This window comes from Bradyrhizobium sp. LeoA1Lang, from assembly GCF_055413685.1.
On the sequence record NZ_JBVAPG010000112.1, the window covers coordinates 1 to 21078 of the forward strand.

At 60.6% G+C, this 21078-nt stretch carries 20 protein-coding genes; 12 read left to right on the plus strand and 8 right to left on the minus strand.

The window, feature by feature from the left end; translation table 11 throughout:
• Positions 1 to 382 (minus strand): helix-turn-helix domain-containing protein (locus ACZYOF_RS29875; RefSeq protein WP_463718010.1); only part of this gene is annotated, 382 nt, incomplete at its 3' end.
• Between the two features lie 62 nt (positions 383 to 444).
• Here ACZYOF_RS29875 and ACZYOF_RS29880 point away from each other — a divergent pair.
• Positions 445 to 705, plus strand: coding sequence for a LexA family protein (locus ACZYOF_RS29880; RefSeq protein WP_463703335.1), 261 nt, complete (start codon positions 445 to 447; stop codon positions 703 to 705).
• A gap of 23 nt (positions 706 to 728) precedes the next feature.
• A complete protein-coding gene (locus tag ACZYOF_RS29885; protein WP_463718011.1) occupies positions 729 to 1313 on the plus strand; it encodes a DUF308 domain-containing protein in 585 nt (194 codons plus the stop codon).
• Positions 1314 to 1498: 185 nt separating this feature from the next.
• On the opposite strand, the gene ACZYOF_RS29890 is transcribed toward ACZYOF_RS29885, so the two are convergent.
• The 3 genes from ACZYOF_RS29890 to rfbA all read right to left on the minus strand — a co-directional run bounded on the left by ACZYOF_RS29890 (position 1499) and on the right by rfbA (position 4927).
• Positions 1499 to 2818, minus strand: a complete 1320-nt coding sequence (locus tag ACZYOF_RS29890) for a UDP-glucose dehydrogenase family protein (protein ID WP_463718012.1) — start codon at positions 2816 to 2818, stop codon at positions 1499 to 1501.
• Positions 2819 to 2971: 153 nt separating this feature from the next.
• The gene (gene rfbB / locus ACZYOF_RS29895) at positions 2972 to 4039 is read right to left on the minus strand and encodes a dTDP-glucose 4,6-dehydratase (protein ID WP_463718013.1); all 1068 of its coding nucleotides are present in this window, start codon (positions 4037 to 4039) and stop codon (positions 2972 to 2974) included.
• Between the two features lie 12 nt (positions 4040 to 4051).
• Positions 4052 to 4927 (minus strand): glucose-1-phosphate thymidylyltransferase RfbA, encoded by an 876-nt coding sequence (gene rfbA, locus ACZYOF_RS29900; RefSeq protein ID WP_130584238.1) that lies wholly within the window; start codon positions 4925 to 4927, stop codon positions 4052 to 4054.
• Between the two features lie 394 nt (positions 4928 to 5321).
• Here rfbA and ACZYOF_RS29905 point away from each other — a divergent pair, with 394 nt between their 5' ends.
• Positions 5322 to 5468, plus strand: a complete 147-nt coding sequence (locus ACZYOF_RS29905) for a hypothetical protein (protein ID WP_245476837.1) — start codon at positions 5322 to 5324, stop codon at positions 5466 to 5468.
• A 29-nt stretch (positions 5469 to 5497) separates the two neighbouring features.
• On the opposite strand, the gene ACZYOF_RS29910 is transcribed toward ACZYOF_RS29905, so the two are convergent.
• On the minus strand, positions 5498 to 6448 hold the full coding sequence (locus tag ACZYOF_RS29910) for a hypothetical protein (protein WP_463718014.1): 951 nt from the start codon (positions 6446 to 6448) through the stop codon (positions 5498 to 5500).
• A 960-nt stretch (positions 6449 to 7408) separates the two neighbouring features.
• On the opposite strand from ACZYOF_RS29910, the gene ACZYOF_RS29915 reads away from it, so the two are divergent.
• Together ACZYOF_RS29915 and ACZYOF_RS29920 are read left to right on the plus strand one after the other, a co-directional pair.
• Positions 7409 to 7795, plus strand: a complete 387-nt coding sequence (locus ACZYOF_RS29915; protein ID WP_245476699.1) for a hypothetical protein — start codon at positions 7409 to 7411, stop codon at positions 7793 to 7795.
• A 189-nt stretch (positions 7796 to 7984) separates the two neighbouring features.
• On the plus strand, positions 7985 to 8419 hold the full coding sequence (locus ACZYOF_RS29920; protein WP_394569142.1) for a hypothetical protein: 435 nt from the start codon (positions 7985 to 7987) through the stop codon (positions 8417 to 8419).
• A gap of 59 nt (positions 8420 to 8478) precedes the next feature.
• On the opposite strand, the gene ACZYOF_RS29925 is transcribed toward ACZYOF_RS29920, so the two are convergent.
• Complete coding sequence (locus ACZYOF_RS29925) at positions 8479 to 9348, minus strand: VOC family protein (protein WP_463718015.1); 870 nt, start codon at positions 9346 to 9348, stop codon at positions 8479 to 8481.
• An 875-nt stretch (positions 9349 to 10223) separates the two neighbouring features.
• On the opposite strand from ACZYOF_RS29925, the gene ACZYOF_RS29930 reads away from it, so the two are divergent.
• The 6 genes from ACZYOF_RS29930 to ACZYOF_RS29955 all read left to right on the plus strand — a co-directional run bounded on the left by ACZYOF_RS29930 (position 10224) and on the right by ACZYOF_RS29955 (position 18469).
• Positions 10224 to 12470 carry a TOMM precursor leader peptide-binding protein gene (locus ACZYOF_RS29930; RefSeq protein WP_463718016.1) on the plus strand — a complete coding sequence of 749 codons (2247 nt, stop codon included), beginning with the start codon at positions 10224 to 10226 and terminating at the stop codon, positions 12468 to 12470.
• A 94-nt stretch (positions 12471 to 12564) separates the two neighbouring features.
• On the plus strand, positions 12565 to 13938 hold the full coding sequence (locus ACZYOF_RS29935) for a SagB/ThcOx family dehydrogenase (protein ID WP_282531757.1): 1374 nt from the start codon (positions 12565 to 12567) through the stop codon (positions 13936 to 13938).
• A gap of 259 nt (positions 13939 to 14197) precedes the next feature.
• Positions 14198 to 15481 carry a metallophosphoesterase family protein gene (locus ACZYOF_RS29940; protein WP_463718017.1) on the plus strand — a complete coding sequence of 428 codons (1284 nt, stop codon included), beginning with the start codon at positions 14198 to 14200 and terminating at the stop codon, positions 15479 to 15481.
• 161 nt (positions 15482 to 15642) lie between these two features.
• Entirely contained in the window at positions 15643 to 16272 is a 630-nt protein-coding gene (locus tag ACZYOF_RS29945) for a DUF1326 domain-containing protein (protein WP_282531748.1), read from the plus strand.
• Between the two features lie 49 nt (positions 16273 to 16321).
• On the plus strand, positions 16322 to 17143 hold the full coding sequence (locus ACZYOF_RS29950; RefSeq protein ID WP_282531747.1) for a DUF2182 domain-containing protein: 822 nt from the start codon (positions 16322 to 16324) through the stop codon (positions 17141 to 17143).
• Between the two features lie 993 nt (positions 17144 to 18136).
• The gene (locus ACZYOF_RS29955; RefSeq protein WP_463718018.1) at positions 18137 to 18469 is read left to right on the plus strand and encodes a hypothetical protein; all 333 of its coding nucleotides are present in this window, start codon (positions 18137 to 18139) and stop codon (positions 18467 to 18469) included.
• 226 nt (positions 18470 to 18695) lie between these two features.
• Here ACZYOF_RS29955 and ACZYOF_RS29960 read toward each other — a convergent pair whose 3' ends face one another.
• Together ACZYOF_RS29960 and ACZYOF_RS29965 are read right to left on the minus strand one after the other, a co-directional pair.
• Positions 18696 to 19325, minus strand: coding sequence for a hypothetical protein (locus tag ACZYOF_RS29960; protein ID WP_463718019.1), 630 nt, complete (start codon positions 19323 to 19325; stop codon positions 18696 to 18698).
• A gap of 96 nt (positions 19326 to 19421) precedes the next feature.
• The gene (locus ACZYOF_RS29965) at positions 19422 to 20159 is read right to left on the minus strand and encodes a metallophosphoesterase family protein (protein WP_463718020.1); all 738 of its coding nucleotides are present in this window, start codon (positions 20157 to 20159) and stop codon (positions 19422 to 19424) included.
• A gap of 268 nt (positions 20160 to 20427) precedes the next feature.
• Between ACZYOF_RS29965 and ACZYOF_RS29970 the strand changes: the two genes are divergently transcribed.
• On the plus strand, positions 20428 to 21045 hold the full coding sequence (locus ACZYOF_RS29970; RefSeq protein ID WP_463718021.1) for a transglutaminase-like cysteine peptidase: 618 nt from the start codon (positions 20428 to 20430) through the stop codon (positions 21043 to 21045).
• The last annotated feature ends 33 nt before the right edge of the window (positions 21046 to 21078 follow it).

A 21078-nucleotide genomic window follows, 5' to 3' on the forward strand; every position in this document is an offset into this window, starting at 1 on the left:
TGTCGTGATCGGTGAGCTTGACCATCGCGTCGGCCAGCAGCGTCAGCGTCCAGCGTTTGCGTCCGGTGGGCGGCTTGGCGCATGCCGTCGCCACCAGCAAGGCCTCTTCCTTGCCTGTCAGCTTGCGCTCTGCGCCCGGACGCGGCTCCTCGCTCAAGGCCCGCTCCAGATTGCCTTCCACGAAGCGGCGCTTGGTCCGGCCGACGGTGGAAAGGCTGACCCGGACGGTTCGGACAATCTCTGCGTCGCAGCTGCCGGCATCGGCCGCCAGCAAAATCTGCGCCCGTTTGAGTTTGCGGGCGGCATGTTTGCCGCCGCCGAGCATCGCCGTCAGTTCGTCGCGCTCGGCTTGGCTCAATTCGACCCGATAACGTATGTTCATGCTTCGCCTCCTTGTCGGAGGCCGGGACGAATCCAGCGATGAGTCAAAAATCAGGCGCGAACTTGACCGAGAGGCAGGGTCACTATCTCGCTTTCATCCATACCTATTCGTACATGTTCGGACAGCCGCCCGCCGAGGCCGACATCCAGCGCCATTTCCGCGTCAGCCCGCCGTCAGTCCACCAGATGATCGTCACCCTCGAACGGAACGGCTTCATTCGCCGCCAGCCCGGCGTCGCACGAAGCATCGAGATCCTCTTGCCACCCGAAAACTTGCCCATCCTCGAATGGCTCGGTATCAAAACGTCAAAATCACTGCGATGAACAACTAGTCCAGAGGAGAGCAGATGACAGTCCGCGCAGCACACTCCGCCCTCAGCAAGCAAGAGCAATGGCTGAAGGTCTACTACTTTGCCCGAACCGCATTCTCCGCAGCCTGGGTGGCTGCGGCGTTCACGGTCGGACAACAGTCCTCGTCGATCGCAGCGATCCTTCTCCTGACCTATCCTGCGTGGGACGCGGCGGCCAATTATGTCGACGCATCGCGCAGCGGCGGATTGGGTGAGAATCGCACGCAGGCTCTCAATGTCCTCGTGAGTTTTGTGACGACGGTAGCGGTCTTTCTGGCTTTGCGGATGAGCATGAACTGGGTGGTCGGGGTTTTCGGTGCGTGGGCGCTTCTTTCTGGACTGCTCCAACTTGGCACCGCAGTCCGGCGGTGGAAGAGTTATGGCGCACAATGGGCAATGGTGCTTAGTGGCGGCCAGTCAGCCGTGGCGGGCGGTTTCTTCATCGCGCAGGCTCGGCTGCCGACGCCGCCGTCAATCGCCAACTTGGCGGGCTATGCTGCCGTGGGTGCCTTTTACTTTTTGATTTCGGCGGTGTGGCTGACCGTGACCGGACTGCGCCGCAAGTCCCCGCGGACCTCCTAAAGCGCGACGAGATGAAGATGAATCGTCATCGCGCTTTAGGTTATTGTTTGAGCATGATCTCCGCGCAAACGCTTCGCGTTTGTCGCGAGGGAAACCCGCTTCACACTTTTCCGGATCATGCTCTAACAAACGGACGAGCAGTGGCAACTGCGTTCACCCGCAGATTCAAACAGAGCCATCACGCTTTAGCTCGCCGACGGCGTCGGTCTGCCCACGCTTTCGTACTTGAATCCGTGGGCGATGACGTCGCTCGGCCGATAGACGTTGCGGAGATCGACGATGGCCGGATTGGCCATCTTCTGCTTCAAGCCGTCCAGATCGAGTGCGCGGAATTGCTCCCACTCGGTCACGATCACCAGCGCGTCGGCGCCCTCGGCGCAACTATACGGGCCGTCGCAATAGGTGACGTCAGATAGTTCGGAGCGGGCCTGTTCGATGCCTTCCGGATCATAGGCCCTGATCTTTGCCCCGAGATCCTGCAAGGCCGTGATCAGCGGGATCGATGGCGACTCCCGCATGTCGTCGGTGTTGGGCTTGAAGGTCAGGCCGAGCAGCGCGACGGTCTTGCCGCGCAGCGACCCGCCAAGCACCGAGACGACCTTGCGCGCCATCGCGCGCTTGCGGTTTTCATTCACGGCCAGCACCGCTTCGACGATGCGGATCGGCGCTTCATAATCCTGTGCCGTCTTGATCAGGGCCCGCGTGTCCTTCGGAAAGCACGATCCGCCGAAACCGGGGCCGGCGTGCAGGAACTTGGTGCCGATGCGATTATCAAGGCCGATACCTCGCGCGACCTCCTGCACGTCGGCGCCGACTTTCTCGGCAAGATCGGCAATTTCATTGATGAAGGTGATCTTGGTCGCAAGGAAGGCGTTGGCGGCGTACTTGATCAGCTCCGCGGTGCGGCGGCCGGTGAACATCAAAGGCGACTGATTGAGGTAGAGCGGACGATAGATCTCGGAAATCGTCTTTCTGGCCCGCTCGTCGTCCGTGCCGGCGACGATACGGTCGGGATGCTTGAAATCCCTGATAGCCGCGCCCTCGCGCAGGAACTCGGGATTGGAGGCGACCACGACGTCGGCGTCGGGATTGGCTTCGCGAATGAGTCGCTCGACCTCGTCGCCGGTCCCGACCGGAACCGTCGATTTGGTGATGACCACCGTGAAATCCTTGAGGCTGGCCGCGATCTCGCGGGCCGCCGCGTAGACATAGCTGAGGTCCGCGTGACCATCGCCCCGTCGCGACGGGGTTCCGACCGCTATGAAAACGGCGTCGGAATGGGAGACGGGATCGGCGAGGTCGGTCGTGAACGACAGCCGTCCGGACCGCGCGTTGGTTTCCACCAGCCGATCAAGGTCCGGTTCGAAGATCGGAATCTCTCCCCGCTTGAGTGCTGCGATCTTTTCCGCGTTCTTGTCGACGCAGGTGACTTGATGCCCGAAGTCCGCAAAGCACGCGCCAGAGACCAGGCCGACGTAACCCGTGCCCACCATCGTTATTCGCATATCGGATCCTGAAAGCTCTTCTTAAGTGGATCGCCTACCGCAAGGCGCATGTGGATGCGTCACGCTGTGACTTGAACGGTCATAGCTGAACCATTTCCATGATGACCAAATGACGGTCAAAGGCAATCCCCAGCCCGTTTGCGGGGTTTGGGCCTATCCCAGCCCGATGCGGGCGCGTTGGTAGCCTCGATCGAGGATGGCCTGCCACCAGGGACGATTGTCACAAAACCAACGCGCCGTTTTCGCAATGCCGCTCTCGAATGTTTCCAGCGCGTTCCATCCCAATTCGCGTTCCAGCTTGGAAGCGTCGATGGCATAGCGGCGGTCGTGGCCGGGACGGTCGGCGACGAAGGTGATCAGGTCGCGGCGGCGGGCGCCTTGTGCGCGCGGTGCGATCTCGTCGAGGAGATCGCAGATGGTTTCGACCACATGCAGGTTGGTGCGCTCGTTGCGGCCGCCGACATTGTAGGTCTCGCCGACCGCGCCGCGCTCGAGCACCAGCGTGAGTGCCTTCGCATGGTCCTCGACATAGAGCCAGTCGCGGATGTTCTTTCCGTCGCCGTAGACGGGCAGGGGCTCGCCGGCCAAACCCTTGATGATCATGTGCGGAATCAGCTTTTCCGGGAAGTGATAGGGGCCGTAATTGTTCGAGCAGTTGGTGACCAGCGTCGGCAGTTCGTAGGTCTCGCGCCAGGCGCGCACCAGATGGTCGGAGGAGGCTTTGCTCGCGGAGTAGGGCGAGTTCGGCGCGTATGCCGTGGTTTCCGTGAAAAAGCCGTCGTCGCCGAGCGAGCCGAACACCTCGTCGGTCGAGATATGCAGGAAGCGGAATTGCTCACGCTTCTCGGGCGAGAGCGTGCGCCAATGGCGTAGTGTTTCCTGCAGGATGGTGAAGGTGCCGACGATGTTGGTCTGGATGAATTCACCGGGGCCGTCGATCGAGCGGTCGACATGGCTCTCGGCGGCGAGGTTCATCACCGCGTCAGGCTGGTATTTTTCGAACAGACGACGAAGGCCTGCGCCATCACAAATGCACTGCTTCTCGAAGCTGTAGTTCAGGTTCTGAGCGGCGCCGGGCAGCGAATTGGGGTTCGCCGCGTAGGTGAGCTTGTCGATATTGACGACGCGGGCATGGGTGTCGCGCAGCAAATGACGCACGACGGCGGAACCAATAAAACCCGCGCCGCCGGTGACAAAAATGGTCGAGCCCTTGAAACGCATGATGAGCTGCCTCTAATGCTCGAAAGAACGATAAACCGACATTAAATATTCGCCGTAGCTGCTCTTGGCGGTCTTCTGCGCCACCCTGGCGAAGGCCTGGAGCGAGATGTAACCCTGGCGCAGCGCGATCTCCTCGGGGCAGGCGATGCGCAGGCCCTGGCGCTGTTCGAGGATCTGGACGAAATAGCTGGCATCGACCAGGGACGCGTGCGTGCCGGTGTCGAGCCAGGCAAAGCCGCGGCCGAGCACCTCGACATAGAGATCGCCGCGCGCGAGATAGGCATTGTTGACGTCAGTGATCTCGATCTCGCCGCGCGCCGATGGCCTGACCTTGGCCGCGATGTCGACGACGTCGTTGTCGTAGAAGTATAGCCCGGTGACGGCGACGTTGGACTTCGGCTGCTTCGGTTTCTCCTCGATCGAGAGTGCGCGGCCGCTGCCGTCGAGTTCGATCACGCCGTATTGCTCGGGCGTCTTCACGACATAGCCGAACACCGTCGCGCCCTTCTTGCGTTGCGAGGCCGCGGACAGCATCTCCGGCAGGCCGTGGCCGTAGAAGATGTTGTCGCCCAGGATCAGTGCGACGGGATCTGTGCCGATGAACTCCCGGCCGACGATGAAGGCGTCTGCAAGTCCGCGCGGCGTCTCCTGCGTGGCATAGGAAAAACGCACGCCGATCTCGCTGCCGTCGCCGAGCAGCCGCTGAAACAGCGGCTTGTCCGGCGGCGTCGAGATGATCAGGATGTCGCGGATGCCGCCCAGCATCAGCGTCGACAGCGGATAATAGATCATCGGCTTGTCGAAGACGGGCAAGAGCTGCTTTGAGACCACCGTCGTCGCCGGGTAGAGGCGCGACCCCGTCCCACCGGCGAGGATAATGCCCTTCATGGTCAATCCGATTTAAATATGAAGCGGGTTATAAATAATCCGATTTCATTATAAAAATAAAGCCGAATATAATATGAATATTTATTGCTTCGATTAATTTGACGGTATTATTTTAGGGGTGTCATCGAGCCGGGCTTCCCGCCGTGCCAGTTTGGCGCGTTTGCGTGGCGATTTCGGAGTTGATATGCCACTCATGGGACGTGGCGCTGGACCAAGAACGCGCTGACCGTTGACCAGATTTCAACCGGTCCCGGGACCGGTAAGACACGTGGGTTGCGCTATGATGGCCAGGGCTAATCTCGTCGGCTTGATCACTGCTTTTGTTGTCTTGTGCGCATGCAATACCCAGGCGCATGCGATTTCCGTCGAGGTTGCGCGGGCCTGCGATGCCCTGGTGGCCAAGACGTTTCCTCCGCGCCAGATCGGCAACCCGGCCGCCGGCAGCGCCAAGGGGACGGGGAAGGATCAGCGGGAATTCTTCAATAAGTGCGTCGCGAACGGCGGCAAGATGGATGCCGAACCTGCGAAGGACGCGAAGTAGCCAATCCCTTTCAACGCTTGCAATCCCTTTCAACGCTTGGAAGGCTTTTGCTCGCGCGTCGGGCAGGGCGAATAGAAAGCGCCGTTGGCGGCGTTGAAGCGCTCGACGCATTGATTGGAATCGGTTACCTGTCCCGACACCGAAAAGTCATATCCGATCCCCTTGACGACCAGGACGTATCGGCCGGGTGACAGGACCAGGCCGTCATTCTCCGGTTGTATCAGCAGCATCTTGGGCTGGTCGTCGACGGGACCGATCTTGAACGGAAAGGATGCGCTGCGAATAACCCAGGAGTCCCCGCCTGGCGTCATCTTCGCCGTGCCGGTGCTGTCGACACCCATCGTGCGCGAGACCTTGGCGACGACGCGAACTTCGACCGGGCCGGCGGAATCCGGACCCAACTCCGGCCTGAACGTAATGAATTTGACATCTCCGCCCGGAACGCTGGTCTGGGGCGGCGTCGGGATCGCGGCCGAAATGGCCACCCGCCGGTCCGGGACCTTGCCCGGCAGCACTTTCAACTCCTGCAGTTGCCCGTCGCTCAGGACGAAAACGCCGAACGTGCTGGGAAGCGGAAACCTGTGTTCGGCCGCGGGAGCAGGGGGAGCGGCTGGTGCCTCGGCCGCTGCCTGCGGACGCTCGATTGGCGCGGTTTCACGCGGCGCGGGAGGCGCGCTCTGTGCCGGCGCGGGCGGGGGGCGGTGCAGGAGCGCGGCAATACTGGACCGTGCCGATGGCCAGTAGAAGACGGCCGCGCCAGCGATCGCGAGAACGAGGAATACCGCTGCCAGCCGAATGGCCGTACCGAAGACGCCCGATCGTTTTGATTGGTTGAAGGGAGAGGGCGCCGCAGTCGGGCGCTGCGGCAATTGTGGCTTGGCCGTGCCTGGGCTGGTGGGCGACGCGGGCGGTACGACTTCCTGGCTTCGCTCGGCAGAGAAGCGTTCGACCTCGCCGATCGCGCTTTCGAGCACCTCCATGGTCTGCCGCGAATGCCTGGCGTCGCCATGTCCGAATTGCTCGAGCAGCCTGATGCGGGCCAGTTCATAGACCAGCTCACGCATTTGCGCCGGATCATTGGCGACGGACTGCACCCGCGCGGAGAGAATGCGAATGAACTCCGCCCTCATCGCCGAATTTTGTGCAGTGTCAGACGGGTCGCCGGAAGCAGTCATTGCAATCGATCAAACATCTTCCCTCTGCCTAGCAGCAAGAGCGCGGACCTCAAAGTCCGATGCATGATCTGTGGATGCCGCCACCGTCCGCCTGAGGACGGATGGACATAAGGCGCTTGCTTTTGCCGGAAAACCTGCAACATTCCGGGGAGTCATTCTTTAATCGGTACTTGATATGCGCGGCGTCCTGCCAATTTTCTGTCTTTCAGTAGTTTTGATGCAGCCGGCACTGGCGCAGGGCATCAAGGATCCGCCGAATTATCCAATGTCGGCTTCGCAGCGCGCGCAGAAGGCGCAGACAGGTCAGAGCGCGTCACGGCCCACGGCGATCCGCAACGTTGCAACCGGTAGCCTGCCGGCGGGCATGGCCGTCCAGCGGGTGTACCGGGACGGCAAACTTGTCGCACTCCCGCGATATTAGATCGCGGGAACCGTAGGCGGGCTTAGGCGTTTCTCGTCGCTCAGGAGGCAAAGCGATGAAGGGCGTATTATTGTTCGCGGCTGTATTGATCATCCCATGCGCCGCTGCCGCGCAGGGGGTCAGAGACCCGTCGACCCCGAGCACGAACCAGGTCTTCACGGTGAATCCACCTCAGCAGCCTGCGCGTCCGACCGCGACGCCCAACGTACCGACCCAGATACCCTCGCCACCGCTAGGCGTACGGCGCGCGATTCCTTCTCGAAGCGGCGTGCGGGGAAGCGGCGGCCATAGCGGCGGCGTATATTAAGGCGCACCTATCTCCGGTTGCGCGCGGTGGCAGCAGGATGAGCGGATTGAAGGCGGCGGCCACCATCATCCTTGCGCTCAGCATCCTTGATGGCGCAAGCCTCTCCCAGGCTCAGGAAGATGTCGCGGCCAGCGCCACCGATGATGGTCTGCTGCAGCCCGAAATATCCCGCAACGCGTGGCGGCAGAGGATCGAGGACGCGAAAAGAAGGGCCCGGGAAGTCGCGCGCGAGAGGCGGGAGCACCCCGAGCTCTACATGCCGATTCCCGAAGATCCCGACCTCATCGCCACCGAGCGCGTGCTCAACGACGAAAGCCTGCAGACCGGCGACATCGTCTCAACCAACAAGGGACTATTTGTCTTCCGCGGCCGTATCGACCAGCCGCGGCGCCAGGAAGATTTCGTCCCTTTGTCCGCGCGATGAGCCCGGTGGCAGGGCCGCGTTGGCTGGCTGGTCGCCAGCAGCCGGGTTTTGCCGGCCGGCGCGGCCTGCACATAAAGAACCCAAAGCGAGGTGCTTGACGCGAGCCTGGACAACTCGCACATCCGAGCGAACCGTCCAACGAACGCCATCAATGCCCACGATTTTGCGCTGCAAATCGGTCAGAAAATTATGGCCTCACGCCCGAGCACCCGCATCGCCCGAAAAGCCCGCCACAAAGCTGAGGCGGATTTTGCCACTTGGCTCATGATGGCCAAGCTCGGTAGCTTCGATGACTTACCTCCAAATGCGCAAGCGTTCCTGCTTGACTATCGAGCCAGGCTTGAGCGGATGAGCGAGGCCGAGTCGAAGGTGGTGGCGGTTCGCGAAGTCTACGCCAGCTATTATAGCGAGATGGGCGGCCTTGGCCCGGCGCCAGAAATGGAAGCCCTCGTGACGTCAGTGGATGACGGCGCCGTGCGGTCGCAGGGACAGCGTAAGCCACAGCCCGCTCGGCTGGCCGCGTCCGCCCCCGACAGGCCAGCCGTCCGAAAATCCGTGCCGGCCCTGCTAATTTTCGCAGCCATGGTGGCTCTGATCGTCGCCTACAAATTTCTGATGAATTAGAGCGTTTTCGAGCGAAGTGGACACCGGTTCGCGTGAAGAAAACGCGTCAAAACAAGAATCTAACGCTTCGGCTTGGGGAGCACCATCCTGCCCTGGGAAACAACGCCACCCCACTTGGCGGACCAACCGACTTCCAAGGCGGAGGGCCGCTCGGCGACTTTCTGACCCCGAGCACCCTGCAGCGCAAACAGCGCGCCCTGGGGATCGACACATCGCGCGATCCAGCAGCCATCAGGCAATTCGATCGGCCCTTGGAGAATCCGGCCTCCGCCAGCATTCACGCGCTTGGCAGCCGCGCCGATGTCGTCGACATTGAAATAATAAAGCCAAAACGGTTGCGACACGCTCGGAAGCTTGGTGAGCATGCCCCCGATCGTCTGTCCGGCCGCCGAAAACAATTGATACAAATCTGTGGGATCGGTTTCAGCGTTGGCCTTCTGCCAGCCAAAAAGTTCGCCGTAAAAATCAAAGATCTTGTTCCGGTCTTCAGCCAGCAACTCGTGCCAGCCCACACGCCCGGGCTCGTCCAACCCGACGGGTTGCCGTTGGCCATATGTCAGCCCAGCGACCAGCGCAAAGGTCGCCCTTTGCGGATCGGCGACCACTGAAATTCGGCCGATATTGCTGCCCGTTGGCGGTAGCAAGATAGCGCCTCCAAGACGCCTGATCTGTGTGGTTGTCGCATCCATGTCATCGACTGCGACGTAGCCGACCCATCTCGGCGTCGCCCCCAATCGCCGCCCCTCTTCCGGGAGATCCATAAGCCCGCCAACCGGAACGTCGCCGGCAGCAAGCACCGTGTAGGTCAGTTCGGGGGTCGACGCATCCTTCACACCCCAGCCAACGACCTCGCCATAAAAGGCACCTGCTGCCGCGACGTCCGTGGTCAGGAGTTCATACCAGGCGAAATGTCCGAGTTGATTGATCAAGCCAATTTCTCCGCTCAAGCCTGGCGACGATTGCGCACTGCATCAAGTCGCGCGCGTTGCAATCCGCGCTGCGGTGCGGACCTTCGTTGCGATCGAAGAAAATGCGGCGACTTCGTTCATGAAGATGAATGCTATCTGAACGAGTGTCGTTACATTTTCGTGTGTGCATCAATCTTGCCTGCCTTATTTGCTCGGCGTAGGATCACTTAAACGAAGATCCTTCTTGCAACGTTGGAGGATGCGACCATGGCGCGGGTGAAGCAAGCTTCGAAAAAGAGGCGAGTAACCAAAACCGCCGTACCGGCGCTAGGAGTCGCCGGACTAACTTTTTCGCTAGCGGGGAGCGCATCGGCAGCGGCCGTACCAACGGGCGACGTTCAACAGAGGCCGAATTTCTCACCTGGCTTGATGATCACGCTCGGTGAAGAGGAACTTGCCGACGTCAGCCTCGCCACCTTCCATCTCTTCGACAACGAAAACCTCGGCAGCGGCGTGCAGCTAGCCCAGCGCGGCTGCGGAGGCTGCCGTGGATGTGGTGGCTTCCGGGGATGCGGTGGCTTCCGCGGATGCGGTGGTTGTCGCGGCTGCGGAGGCTGTGGATGCAGATCCTGCCGATGCGGCTTCGGATGTGGTGGCTGTGGCATTGGAATAGGGGTAGGAGTGCCATGGATAGCCTGCGCGGGTTGCTGCGCATCCTGGGGTCGGTGCCGCTGGTGCTAGGCTGCGGCGCTTCCTGATTGTGTACCGACAAGCCACGATTTCATTGGCCGGGCTCGCGATCGACCCGACCATTTTCTGTTTTCATTACAACGCTCGCGGCTCGCCGTGCGCGGGCGATCTGAAATGACAGGCAACAGAATCCGCGTGCTGACCCGATGAAAGCCAATCGCAAGACCTCTGTTGCGAAACAGACCCGCAAAGACATTTTGCGGTTCGCGCCAAACTTCACCGCCTATGTGCTTCCTCCCGATGCGGTCTGCCTCTATTCCGAGGATCGCAAATTCTTCCTGCACGGCGAGCTCTATTGCGCGCTGGCCACGGCGATCGGAAAAAATGGAAGAGCGGCGCCGGAGCTCATTCGCCAGCTTTCGAAGAGCTTCCCGCCCGACAAGATCGAGGAAGCGATCAAGCGGCTGCTCGAGCGCCGATATGTCGTGACGGCAGCATCGCACGGATTCGCAGGCGCTGTCGCTGGATATTGGGCGAGCCTCGGCCTGCCTCTCGAACTCGCGGAACAGAATCTCCGCGATTGCCCGGTGCAGGTGGAATCGATCGATGTCAAAGGCGCGAGCGAACTTACCGCCGCCTTGAGCAAACTCGGCGTTCACTTCGCCAAGCGTTCGCCTAAGCTCGTGATCACGCTGGTGAACGACTATCTTGACCGGCGGTTGGCTGAGATGAACCGCGAGCGCGTAGCCGACAAGACGCCCTGGCTGCTGGTGCAGCCGTCGGGTGTGTTTCCGCTGGTCGGACCCGTGTTCAAACCGGGCGAGAGTGCCTGCTGGACGTGTCTGTTCGATCGCATGATACGCAATCGGGAGATCAAGGGGTTTCTCGACCGCGGACTGGCGCGTGCGGTCGCCGTATCGCCTCTGGTCAACGACACCATCGGGCAGACCGCCATCCACTTCGCTGCCGTCGAAATCGCGAAAGCGATTGCCTCCGGCTTTCGCACGGATCTGCGCGATCACATTGCAAGCTTCGACCTGACCGGTGCGGTCATCGCCAAGCACTATGTCGCGCGGCGCCCGCAATGTCCCACCTGCGGCAGCAAGAAGCTGCAGAGTCCGCGCCGGGCGGCGACGCCGATCGAGATTGCCGAGGGCGGAAAGCTCATCATGACCAGCGGCGGATACCGCACCGTGACGTCTCGAGCCACGGTTGCGCGTTTCCGCAAACATGTAAGCCCGCTGACCGGCGTGGTGACGCGGCTCGAGCGGATCGAGGCTGATCTGCCGATGAACACCAATTTCTACGCCTACCACAATTTCTCTGCGCCGGCCCAAAGCATCGACCAGCTCAGATCGGGACTGAGCGGCGGCAGCTTCGGCAAGGGCTCCACGGCCGAGCAGGGCGAGGCCAGCGCGTTGATGGAAGCAATCGAGCGCTACTCGGGCATTTTCCAGGGTGACGAGATCACGACGGAGCGCCGCTTTATCGATTTCGCTCCCGGGGACGCCGTTCTTCCCAACGACGTCCAGCTTTTCAGCGAAACACAGTTTCAAAGCAGACATGCCCCGTCACCGGACGATTCACATCCGGTTCCTGAGCCGCTCGATCCGTCGACCAAGACCGAGTGGTCACCGGTCTGGTCGTTACGCGACAAGCGCTTCAAATATCTTCCGACCGGCCTCTTGTACTTCTTCTATGGCGGCTTCCATACCGATTCCAACGGATGCGCGGCCGGTAACACCCGCGAGGAAGCCATCGTTCAAGGCTTCCTCGAACTGGTCGAACGCGATGCCTATGCCATCTGGTGGTACAACCGGCTGGAGCGTGCCGAAGTCGACCTCAAGCAATTCGACGATTCCTATGTGCAGGATCTGCAAGCCCAGTTTGCCGATGCCGGACGCAGGCTTTGGGTGCTCGACATCACCAGCGATCTCGGCATTCCCGCGTACGTGGCAATCACGCACTGGATGCAGAACGGGCACGAAAATATCGAGTTCGGTTCCGGCGCGCATTTCGATCGCCGCATAGCCCTGCTGCGTTCCCTCACCGAGCTGACCCAGTTCATGTCAATCGGCATGATGGGCGGTGGAAGCGGCGAGAAGCCGACGCTTGACGGTGTCACGCCGCTGCGCCTGGAAGATTATCCGTTCCTGATCCCCAGCGACAATCCGATCGTCCCGCCGGCGCCGAGCCTTAAGGTTCACGACAATACGCGCGACCAGGTCAATGCCTGCGTCGAGATCGCCACCGGCGCCGGATACGATTTCCTAGTGCTCGACCAGACGCGGCCCGACGTCGAGGTCCCCGTCGTCAGAGTGCTCGTTCCAGGTTTGCGGCATTTCTATCGCCGCTTCGCACCGGGCCGGCTTTATGATGTTCCGGTGAAGCTTGGATTACTGGATCGCCCGCGACTGGAAAGCGAACTCACTCCGTTCCTACCACACACCTGAGGGTTGGTCTTTGGTGCGCGCTCCCCGGAAAAAGCCAACCAGGAAGATCGCGCCACTCATTGCTATCAGATTGAACGGTCGTTTCTCCCTTCATATGCAGGCGGATGGAAGCATCGCCACCTCCCTGGGCGACTATTCGGTCAATCTGGGAACATTCAGCGCGGCCGCGATGGACCGCGCGGGACATCTGGCTACCGGTCTGCCGCTCGCTTCCTTTGCCGGCAAGAGCGCGCTTGCGAGGGAAGTCGACGTCCTGGTGCATCGACTGGCGCGGCACGGGCTTGTCGAATACCGCCTGTCCTCTCCGCGTGACGAGCAGGACCTCGTGGTCATCGAGCCGCAGGTCGCTGAATACTGGCCGCAATGCGCAAAGCTGGGCAATGGTGACACCGTCGTGTTGTCGCGCTTCGCCTATCTGCGCCGGCGCGGCAACGAGATGGTGCTGGAATCGCCACGCGCCGGCGCGCTGTTTCGGATTAGCGATCCCGCCATCGCGGCCACGCTCGCTGCACTGTCACGGCCGCAAAAGATCAGCAAGCTTCGCCGCCACGCGGCCTCCTTCAACCTCGATCTACTCGGACTGCTGCTTGACAGCCAAATCCTGCTCAAGCTCGATGCGAAGAGTGGCGATGGCCTTCGCGTGAATGAAGGCGACGGCAATCTCGTTCTCTGGGATTTTCACGATCTCCTGTTTCACACGCGGAGCACGGAAGGCCGGCATGCCAATCCAGTTGGCGGCACCTTCGCCTACGCGAACGTCGTTCCGCCGCTGCCCGCGGTACGTCCACCTTGGCCCGGCAAGACAATCGACCTGCGCCAATTCTCCACCTCGGAGCCGATCTCACCCTTCGCGAAGCTGCTGCGCGAACGCCATTCGATACGGGATTTCGACGACGAGCACCCGATCACGCTCGCCGAGCTCGCGCAGTTTCTCGACGCTACAGCCCGCGTGCTGTCGGAATGGAGCGGCGCAAATTTCGACGGCGGTCCCGAAGTGACCTACAGCACACGACCCTATCCGGCGGCGGGTAGCGCCTACGAACTGGAATTGTACCTGACTGTCTCGAACTGCGAGGGGCTGCCACGCGGACTTTATCACTACGACGCGGGTGGCCACGCACTGGTAGCGATCGGCGCCTCAGCCCAGCAACTCCATGCGCTCTCGACTGCGGCCGAGTTTGCCATGGACGCGCCCGGTCCGCCGCAGGTCCTGATCACGATCGCCGCGCGCTTTGGGCGGATCTCCTGGAAATACAGCTCGATCGCATATTCGCTGATCCTGAAGGACGTTGGCACCCTGATCCAGACATTCTACCTGGCGGCGACTGAGATGGGCCTTGGCGGCTGCGCCATCGGCACCATCAACATCGATCTGTTTGCAAAAATGACGGAGCTCGAATTTCATGTAGAGAGCCCGGTCGGTCAATTTGCGCTCGGACGCGGCAAGAAACCGCTGGCTGCAAGCTAGGGCGTGGACTTATTAACGCGCAGCCACCCGTGACCGTCCCATGGATTGTCTTCTATTCCGATTGATGCAGGTACCGTGCCGGTGCACGCGGACAATAGACGTGTCGTTCATGAACCATTGCTGCCTCCTCTGGAAATTGCCATTCTCCAGGCCAATCATCGCAATGGAAGGTCATCAACTCTGTGAATAATTCCATCGCGCGATTCTTCCACGCGGCAAAGGGCACCAATTTCTCTTGTATGGCGACTCATGTTCTGGCGTGCCGGGTGCATCGCACGAAAAGACGTTCGCCTCGGTCAACGCAGTTGTTCAACGCCTGAGACCACAGCCCGAATTCATTCTTTTTCCAGGCGATGAAATCATTGGACTAACACCGGATGCGGATGCTCTGCGCGCGCAGTGGCGATATTGGTTCGACACGGAAATGGCATGGCTCGACCGTGCGGCTACCCCCATCTGGCACACAACCGGCAATCACACGACCTACGACCTGATGAGCGAGGCGGTGTTTCGTGCCGTGCTCAAGCTGCCGAATAACGGACCGCAGGGGCAGGCTGGTCTCTCCTACTTCGTGCGGCGCGGCGACCTCCTGATGGTGTTCGTCAACACGCACTGGAGCGGTCTCGGAGGTGAGGGGCATGTCGAGATCGAGTGGCTGGAAGCAACGCTGAGAGCACATGGCGATGCCCGACATAAGCTCGTCCTTGGCCATCACCCGGTGTTTCCCGTCAACGGCTTTACCGGCACTTATCAGCGCGAGATCGGCCACGAGTACGGTCGCCCGTTCTGGGATGTCCTGGTGAACGAAAACGTGCTTGCCTACCTCTGCAGCCACATCCTTGCCTTCGATGTGCAGGCGCACAGTGGCGTCCTGCAGATCTGCACCGCAGGCGCGGGAACGGCTCACAGAATGCCGGATGGCGTCGAGTATCTGCACTGCGTCCAGGTAGCGCTTGATAAGCAAGGCCTGCGTTATCAGGTACTGGATATCGACGGTGCCGTAACGGAGAGGATGGAATGGCCGCTGCCCAATCCTGATCCCGCCCGGTGGAGGGAACTGCCGCTCGGAGAAGCCGAAGCGCTGTTCAGTGGACGTGTGCAGAGCGGACGTAGGATAGAACTGAGACTAGTAGGACAGAGCGCCACGACCGATGTAGCATCTGCGCAGACGATCTTTACGGCTTTCGCGCCGGGCTCGATCGCGCCGTTCTGGCTTGGACTTCGGGGGCCGAAGCAAACTCTGACGGTGATCGTCGGTCGTGATCCGGGGCGCAGTCCATCCTATTGGTTTGGACCTGATCTTCCAGGAGGCGAGGGTTTCGATATCCACATCGTTATCTATCCGGATATGGGTCCCGGCGGTCTACTATACCGCCACCACAACACTCCCCATTGGTCGTCCTTTAACTCTGTAACCTCGCGAGGATTAGAGCAGCTTTCGTGGCCTCAGTATTGGGCCATCGGTCATGGACAAGGGGGCGGTGAAGACCGCCCCTTCAGAGGGGCATCGCTGAATTTCCAAATCGTGCAAACAGAGGGTTGATGGGCGTACGCCGAGGGACCTCTCTGGCTCTTCTGTGCCCCCGGCGACCGCTATCCCCATAGTGGAATCGGCTTGCGGTTCCTCCCTACGCAGCGTAACTTTCAACCACACGTAGATCATTCGGAAGCAATCTGTCGGGTTCGGCCTAGCGGGAGAGAGCGATGGCGGACGTCCCATGGCACCTTTCCGGCGACTATTTCGAGAATTGCAGTTGCAGCATCGTGTGTCCGTGCCTCGTGTCAGCGGCCGCCCCGTTGACCTCGCGACCGACCGAGGGCTTTTGCAACGTACCGCTGATCTTCCACGTCGAGAGTGGCCGCTATGGCGACATCGTGCTCGATGGACTCAATGTCCTGGTTATCCTCCACGCACCTGGGGTCATGGCAGACGGAGATTGGTCGGTGGCCGCCTATATCGATCAGCGCGCCGACGATGAGCAGACAGAGGCTCTAGCTGCGATCTTCACCGGCGCCGCCGGTGGTCCTATGGCCGCATTCACACCGCTGATCAGCAAGAACCTGGGGGTGAAGAAGGTCCCAATCACATTCCGGATCGACGGCAAGACGCGGTCCGCGGAAATCCCGGGTATTCTGCACATGTCCGTCGATCCGTTGCCGACCATGCATCCGAGCGGGGAAATGTGGGCGAACATCGGCCATCCGGTTAGCCCCGACAGGATGGTGATGGCAGTCGGCGCCTCCGGCAATACGTTCAGCGATCATGGCATGCGCTGGGATAATTCCGGCAAGAACGGCCTCTATGCGCCGATCCGCTGGTCGAACCAGGCTTGATGCAGCTCCTGATACGGTCCTGCGACAAGGCCGGCAACGTCAATCGCAAATGACCGACAGCACCCTGGAAACCGTGCTGCGGCGCGATCGCTGGATCGTCGGCGGCGCGATCGGCATCATTGTCGCGCTGGCATGGAGCTATGTGCTCTGGCTCGCCAACGACATGGACATGGGCGGCATGGACATGACCGGGTTCCGCATGATCCCGGCCGGGATCGGAATCATGTTGCCGGCCAACGAGCCATGGCGAGCGATCGAGTTCGCGTATGTGTTCCTGATGTGGGCGGTGATGATGGTCGGAATGATGGCCCCCTCGGCAGCGCCCATGATCCTCATGTACGCCCGCGTGGGTCGACAGGGGAAAGCGCAGGGCAAGCCGTTCGCCGCGACCGGCTGGTTTGCGGCCGGTTATCTCCTCGCCTGGAGCGGCTTCTCGCTGGCAGCAACCTTTCTCCAATGGGTGGTCGAGCGGGCAGCCCTGCTGGATTCCCGGATGGCGATCGCCAGCAACCTGCTCGGCGCAATCGTGCTGATCGCGGCGGGAGTCTATCAATGGACACCGCTCAAGGACGTCTGTCTCGCCCAATGCCAGTCGCCGTTTCTATTCCTGATGCGCCACGGCGGCTTTCGCGACGACCCGCGAGGCTGCCTGCTGCTGGGGCTTCGCCACGGAGGCTATTGTGTCGGCTGCTGCTGGGTCTTGATGGCGCTTTTGTTCATAGGCGGGGTGATGAACGTGCTTTGGATTGCGCTTTTGGCGCTGCTTGTCCTTTTGGAGAAAGTTACGCCGGTCGGACGATGGATCGCGCGTGCTGCCGGCATTGCATGTGTGGCCGCGGGCGCCTGGCTGCTGGTGTCCTTGCCGCAGTGATGAGCAACCTGCTTACCGTTCGGTTCGAATTGCCATCAGCAACAGCGCAAGTGTAACTCGACCTTACTGTCCCTCCATTACTTGCTGTCCACGCCTACGAGCCGCCGTCGGCTAGGCCGTGTGCGGACAACCGTCTCCTCATAAAGAGGGGCCTCTCATACAGGTCGATCCGGGCAGTAAAAGCCGCCACTCTGAAACAAAAGTTGATCGAATCCTCCAAGAAGAGCGAGGATATTTCCCAGAAATGGCTTGATTTCTCCGTTCGCTAACTCGTCGGGGCATTTTTTTGATGAGTAGCCAGTCATGACTGATCAACAATTAGCTCTACAGGCAATTGGCGAAGCCCAACTCATTTTGGACGAATGCGTCCGGTCGTGCCCCAAGGATGATGTCCATATCCTTGGCAAGTTGGTGGAAACTTTCGAACGCTCCGACTTGATCGTTGCTGTAAGCCGATTGCAGCAACGAAGCGGTTGGGTGCGCTTATGAGACAGCCGCTACAATCGTTAGCTTTGACCGCTTGTATTTCTGTGCTCCCGTTGATCGGGACGTCAAATGTGCAGGCAAAGCAACAATGCAGCGCCGCGATGCCATCAAATCCGCAGGGGCAGTGGTGGTCCTATCGTCTCATCGACGGAAGAAAATGCTGGTACGCGGGCAAGCCCATGCTTTCGAAATCGCTGCTCGAGTGGCCCAAGGAGGCATCTGCCGCACCTCGTTCTCCAGAAGCTGGCGGCGTCCTCATTGCGAAGGCTGGAGATCCAATAGACGCACAAGCGGTGCCACTGAAAGACTCTGACACCTTCGAAGCGCGATGGCGTGCCCGGATATCCATTTGCGGGGCATGCAATTGACAAGGACACACCGCGGCGAAGATCGAGGACGAATTCGAGCTGCGCATTCGATTATTGCGTCCAAGATACTGGGGCGAGCGAAAAGAGGCCGCCAACTGCTGCAGCCCCTTTCCTAGGCCTGAGGTGAAAGTCACCGCCAATGGCGATGATGCCGCCAGCCATGGTGGTGGCCGCGGTACCAACCGTAGTGATGGCCCCTGTGCCAACCGTAGTGATGGCCGCGACCGCCGTGATGGCCCCACCCATGCCCGTGCCCATGACCATGACCGTGGCCGCCTCTGACCTGAATGACCGCCTCGTCGGCTCCGCCCAGCGTATAGGGTGTTGCTGCGGGCATAGCCGACGCCGACACAGTTGGCGCAAGTGCAAAGGCACAGCCGGTAAGTCCGATTATCAGAAGCCGTTTCATTTTGGTGCCTTCTCCTTCGTGGCAAATGCTTCTGCGGACTATCAGCTTCGTTTTGAATATTGACTGAACGGTGCATTAAACGCCCGTTCAGCACCGTTGCGACTGACTTGTGGGATTGCAATTGGCTCATCTGTTCTTGCCTCGACCAATGTCCTTGACGGGGCACCCGGCTTTCGCTTGGGTCACGACCGGCAGGGCTCGGATCGAGCTAATCTTACTGAGTCTCTAATGGGTTCTGCTCACCGTCCAAAAGCCGAGATCTCAGCGTTAATGAGCCCCCTGGACGAGTCTAGTAGCGTCGCAGCAGGGCGCCGAACTTCGGATCCAGGGCCTGCGCGGATTCCATCAGCAGGGTTTTGCCGGCCGCAGTCGCCTGCACATAGGCTGCGATGAGCGGGGCTTCGAAACGGGAGCGGTTCGAAAGCACGGTACGGATATCCGACAAGGCGAGCAGGCGCATCTCTTCATCTGATGCGGCCGAACTCGATGTGACGGCCTGAAGTCTCATGAACGCGACATCGGACGACACCGGTCCGGTGAGATAGGACGCCTTCAGCGCGGGAAGGGCGGTGCCATCGGTCCGCGCTTTCAACGTTGCAAGCGTCAACCAAAGCACCGGCCTGATCGGCGAAACTTTCAGCGCGGCCGCGACGGCGCCCTGAGCGGCCTGACTGTCCTCCGCCCGGGCGGCAGGATCGAGTGCGGGTTGATTCAGAACCTGCGCGGCCTTCGCGATGGCATGATCAGCGAGAAAATCCCCATCGAATGGAAACAGCGCGGCGAGTATGGTGGAGGTAAAGCCTGTCGTCGCGGCCTCGCCGTGAAGTCTGCCCGTCAACAAGTCGTCTGCACGAAGCTTGGACCGACTTAGGTCCGCACAGAAGCTGAAGGCGGCATAGGCGATCAGTACCACCGCCATGCACGTTCCCGTGGCGCGGAGCCAGGTCATTTGATTCATCGGCTGAATTTGTGGATGAGCACCGTTCGTCGGTGCCGGATAAACCCAATTGAAACTTCAAATCGCGAGCAGACTATCACCCTGTATCGTCAGCAGCGTCAAGTTGCCGGTCGCATATGCGCCCGTATCGATGTTGATGCGGTTCGGCCGAACGTCGGGCGCGCTGACGGGCGTGTGTCCGTGAACGATGTATTTGCCGAATCGCTCCTCGGAATTGAGGAACTCCTCCCTGATCCAGAGCAGATCCTGCTCCTGCTGCTTGTCGAGCGAAACGCCGGGACGAACGCCGGCGTGGACGAAGAAGAAGTCCCCACAGGTGAACGACGTCGGCAACTGCTCGATGAACGCAAGGTGCTCGGGCGGCAAGGCACGCTTCAATCCCTCGATGAGCTCGACCTGCTGTTCCGTCGTCGGGTTCATGGTCGGGGTCATGCCATAGGACATCAGCGTCAACAGGCCGCCGTAATGGCGCCACTCCTGCAGCTTGGCCGGATCTTTCAGGACGTCGAGCAGGAAGACCTCGTGGTTCCCCTTGAGGCAGACCGTTTCGTGACTTTGGCTGCGCCGGATCAGGATATCGAGCACGGCCCGCGATTGCGGCCCGCGATCGATGTAATCGCCAAGGAAGACCTGGATGGCGCGCTCCGGCGCCGAACGGTCGAGATCAACGTCAATTACGGTTAAGAGCGATTGAAGAAGATCGGCGCGTCCGTGGACATCTCCGATCGCATAGACGCGGACGCCATCGGGAAGCCGGGGCTTGATGTTCTTGCGAAAGCGTCGGGTCAGACCCATCCTTAAGCCAACTCGCCTGCCTCTGGAGCCGAAGCTCCAGATTCTTGTTTTGACGCGTTTTCTTCATCGCGAACCGACGTCCGTTTCGCTCGAAAACACCAGAGCCGATCAATCCTGCCACGGCTCTTAGCAGAGCCCATTTCGGACCGATATCGTTAATTGTTTCAGAAAGAGTTGCTTCGGTTTTGACTAAAGGGCCGCGCAGCGAATGAGCTGTATCTCAAGAGGTCTTTTGTAGCTTCCCCGCAACAAGAACGGGGGGCGCAAAATGCGCGGAGTTGCAAAGATATTGGCGGTTGCCGCCGCCATCTTCACGATCGGGCTGCAGCACGGGGCGAAGGCCGGCTTTGTCGGCACGCCAATGGCGCTGCGGGGGGCTATCCAATACATCAAGTTCGATGCGCCGACATTGCCGCCGATAGCGTTCACGATGTTTTGCCTCAAATATGCGGGGGAGTGCAAACCGCGCCGTATGGTGTTCCGAGGCGGACGGCTGAAGCTCACCGCCGAGCGTTGGGCCGACCTCAAGGAGGTCAACCAATCGGTGAACACCGGGATTCGGCCACAGGCCAATCTCGAGGGGCTCGCCGGCGAGAAGTGGCTGCTGCATCCCGCAAGCGGGGACTGCAACGACTATGCGGTGACCAAGCGCCACGAGCTGATCGCAAGGGGTTGGCCGGCCCGTGCCGTCCTGCTCAGCGAGGTGGTGACGAGCTGGGGTGAGCATCACCTGGTCGTCGTCGTGCGCACGTTCAGCGGCGACCTGGTCCTCGACAACCTGACCCAGAACATCACGCCCTGGTCGCGCAAGCCCTATCGCTGGGTGCGGATCCAGATGCCCAAGAATCCGAACTACTGGGCATCCCTGGGCGATCGCAACGCGTGATCTCCGCGCAAACGCTTCGCGTTTGTCGCGAGG

Coding starts and splice junctions, on each gene's coding strand:
- ACZYOF_RS29885 (WP_463718011.1), top strand. CDS start 729: ATGACAGTCCGCGCAGCACACTCCGCCCTCAGCAAGCAAGAGCAATGG.
- ACZYOF_RS29890 (WP_463718012.1), bottom strand. CDS start 2,818: ATGCGAATAACGATGGTGGGCACGGGTTACGTCGGCCTGGTCTCTGGC.
- rfbB (WP_463718013.1), bottom strand. CDS start 4,039: ATGCGTTTCAAGGGCTCGACCATTTTTGTCACCGGCGGCGCGGGTTTT.
- rfbA (WP_130584238.1), bottom strand. CDS start 4,927: ATGAAGGGCATTATCCTCGCCGGTGGGACGGGGTCGCGCCTCTACCCG.
- ACZYOF_RS29910 (WP_463718014.1), bottom strand. CDS start 6,448: ATGGAGGTGCTCGAAAGCGCGATCGGCGAGGTCGAACGCTTCTCTGCC.
- ACZYOF_RS29915 (WP_245476699.1), top strand. CDS start 7,409: ATGAGCGGATTGAAGGCGGCGGCCACCATCATCCTTGCGCTCAGCATC.
- ACZYOF_RS29920 (WP_394569142.1), top strand. CDS start 7,985: ATGGCCTCACGCCCGAGCACCCGCATCGCCCGAAAAGCCCGCCACAAA.
- ACZYOF_RS29930 (WP_463718016.1), top strand. CDS start 10,224: ATGAAAGCCAATCGCAAGACCTCTGTTGCGAAACAGACCCGCAAAGAC.
- ACZYOF_RS29935 (WP_282531757.1), top strand. CDS start 12,565: ATGCAGGCGGATGGAAGCATCGCCACCTCCCTGGGCGACTATTCGGTC.
- ACZYOF_RS29945 (WP_282531748.1), top strand. CDS start 15,643: ATGGCGGACGTCCCATGGCACCTTTCCGGCGACTATTTCGAGAATTGC.
- ACZYOF_RS29950 (WP_282531747.1), top strand. CDS start 16,322: ATGACCGACAGCACCCTGGAAACCGTGCTGCGGCGCGATCGCTGGATC.
- ACZYOF_RS29955 (WP_463718018.1), top strand. CDS start 18,137: ATGGCGATGATGCCGCCAGCCATGGTGGTGGCCGCGGTACCAACCGTA.
- ACZYOF_RS29960 (WP_463718019.1), bottom strand. CDS start 19,325: ATGGCGGTGGTACTGATCGCCTATGCCGCCTTCAGCTTCTGTGCGGAC.
- ACZYOF_RS29965 (WP_463718020.1), bottom strand. CDS start 20,159: ATGGGTCTGACCCGACGCTTTCGCAAGAACATCAAGCCCCGGCTTCCC.
- ACZYOF_RS29970 (WP_463718021.1), top strand. CDS start 20,428: ATGCGCGGAGTTGCAAAGATATTGGCGGTTGCCGCCGCCATCTTCACG.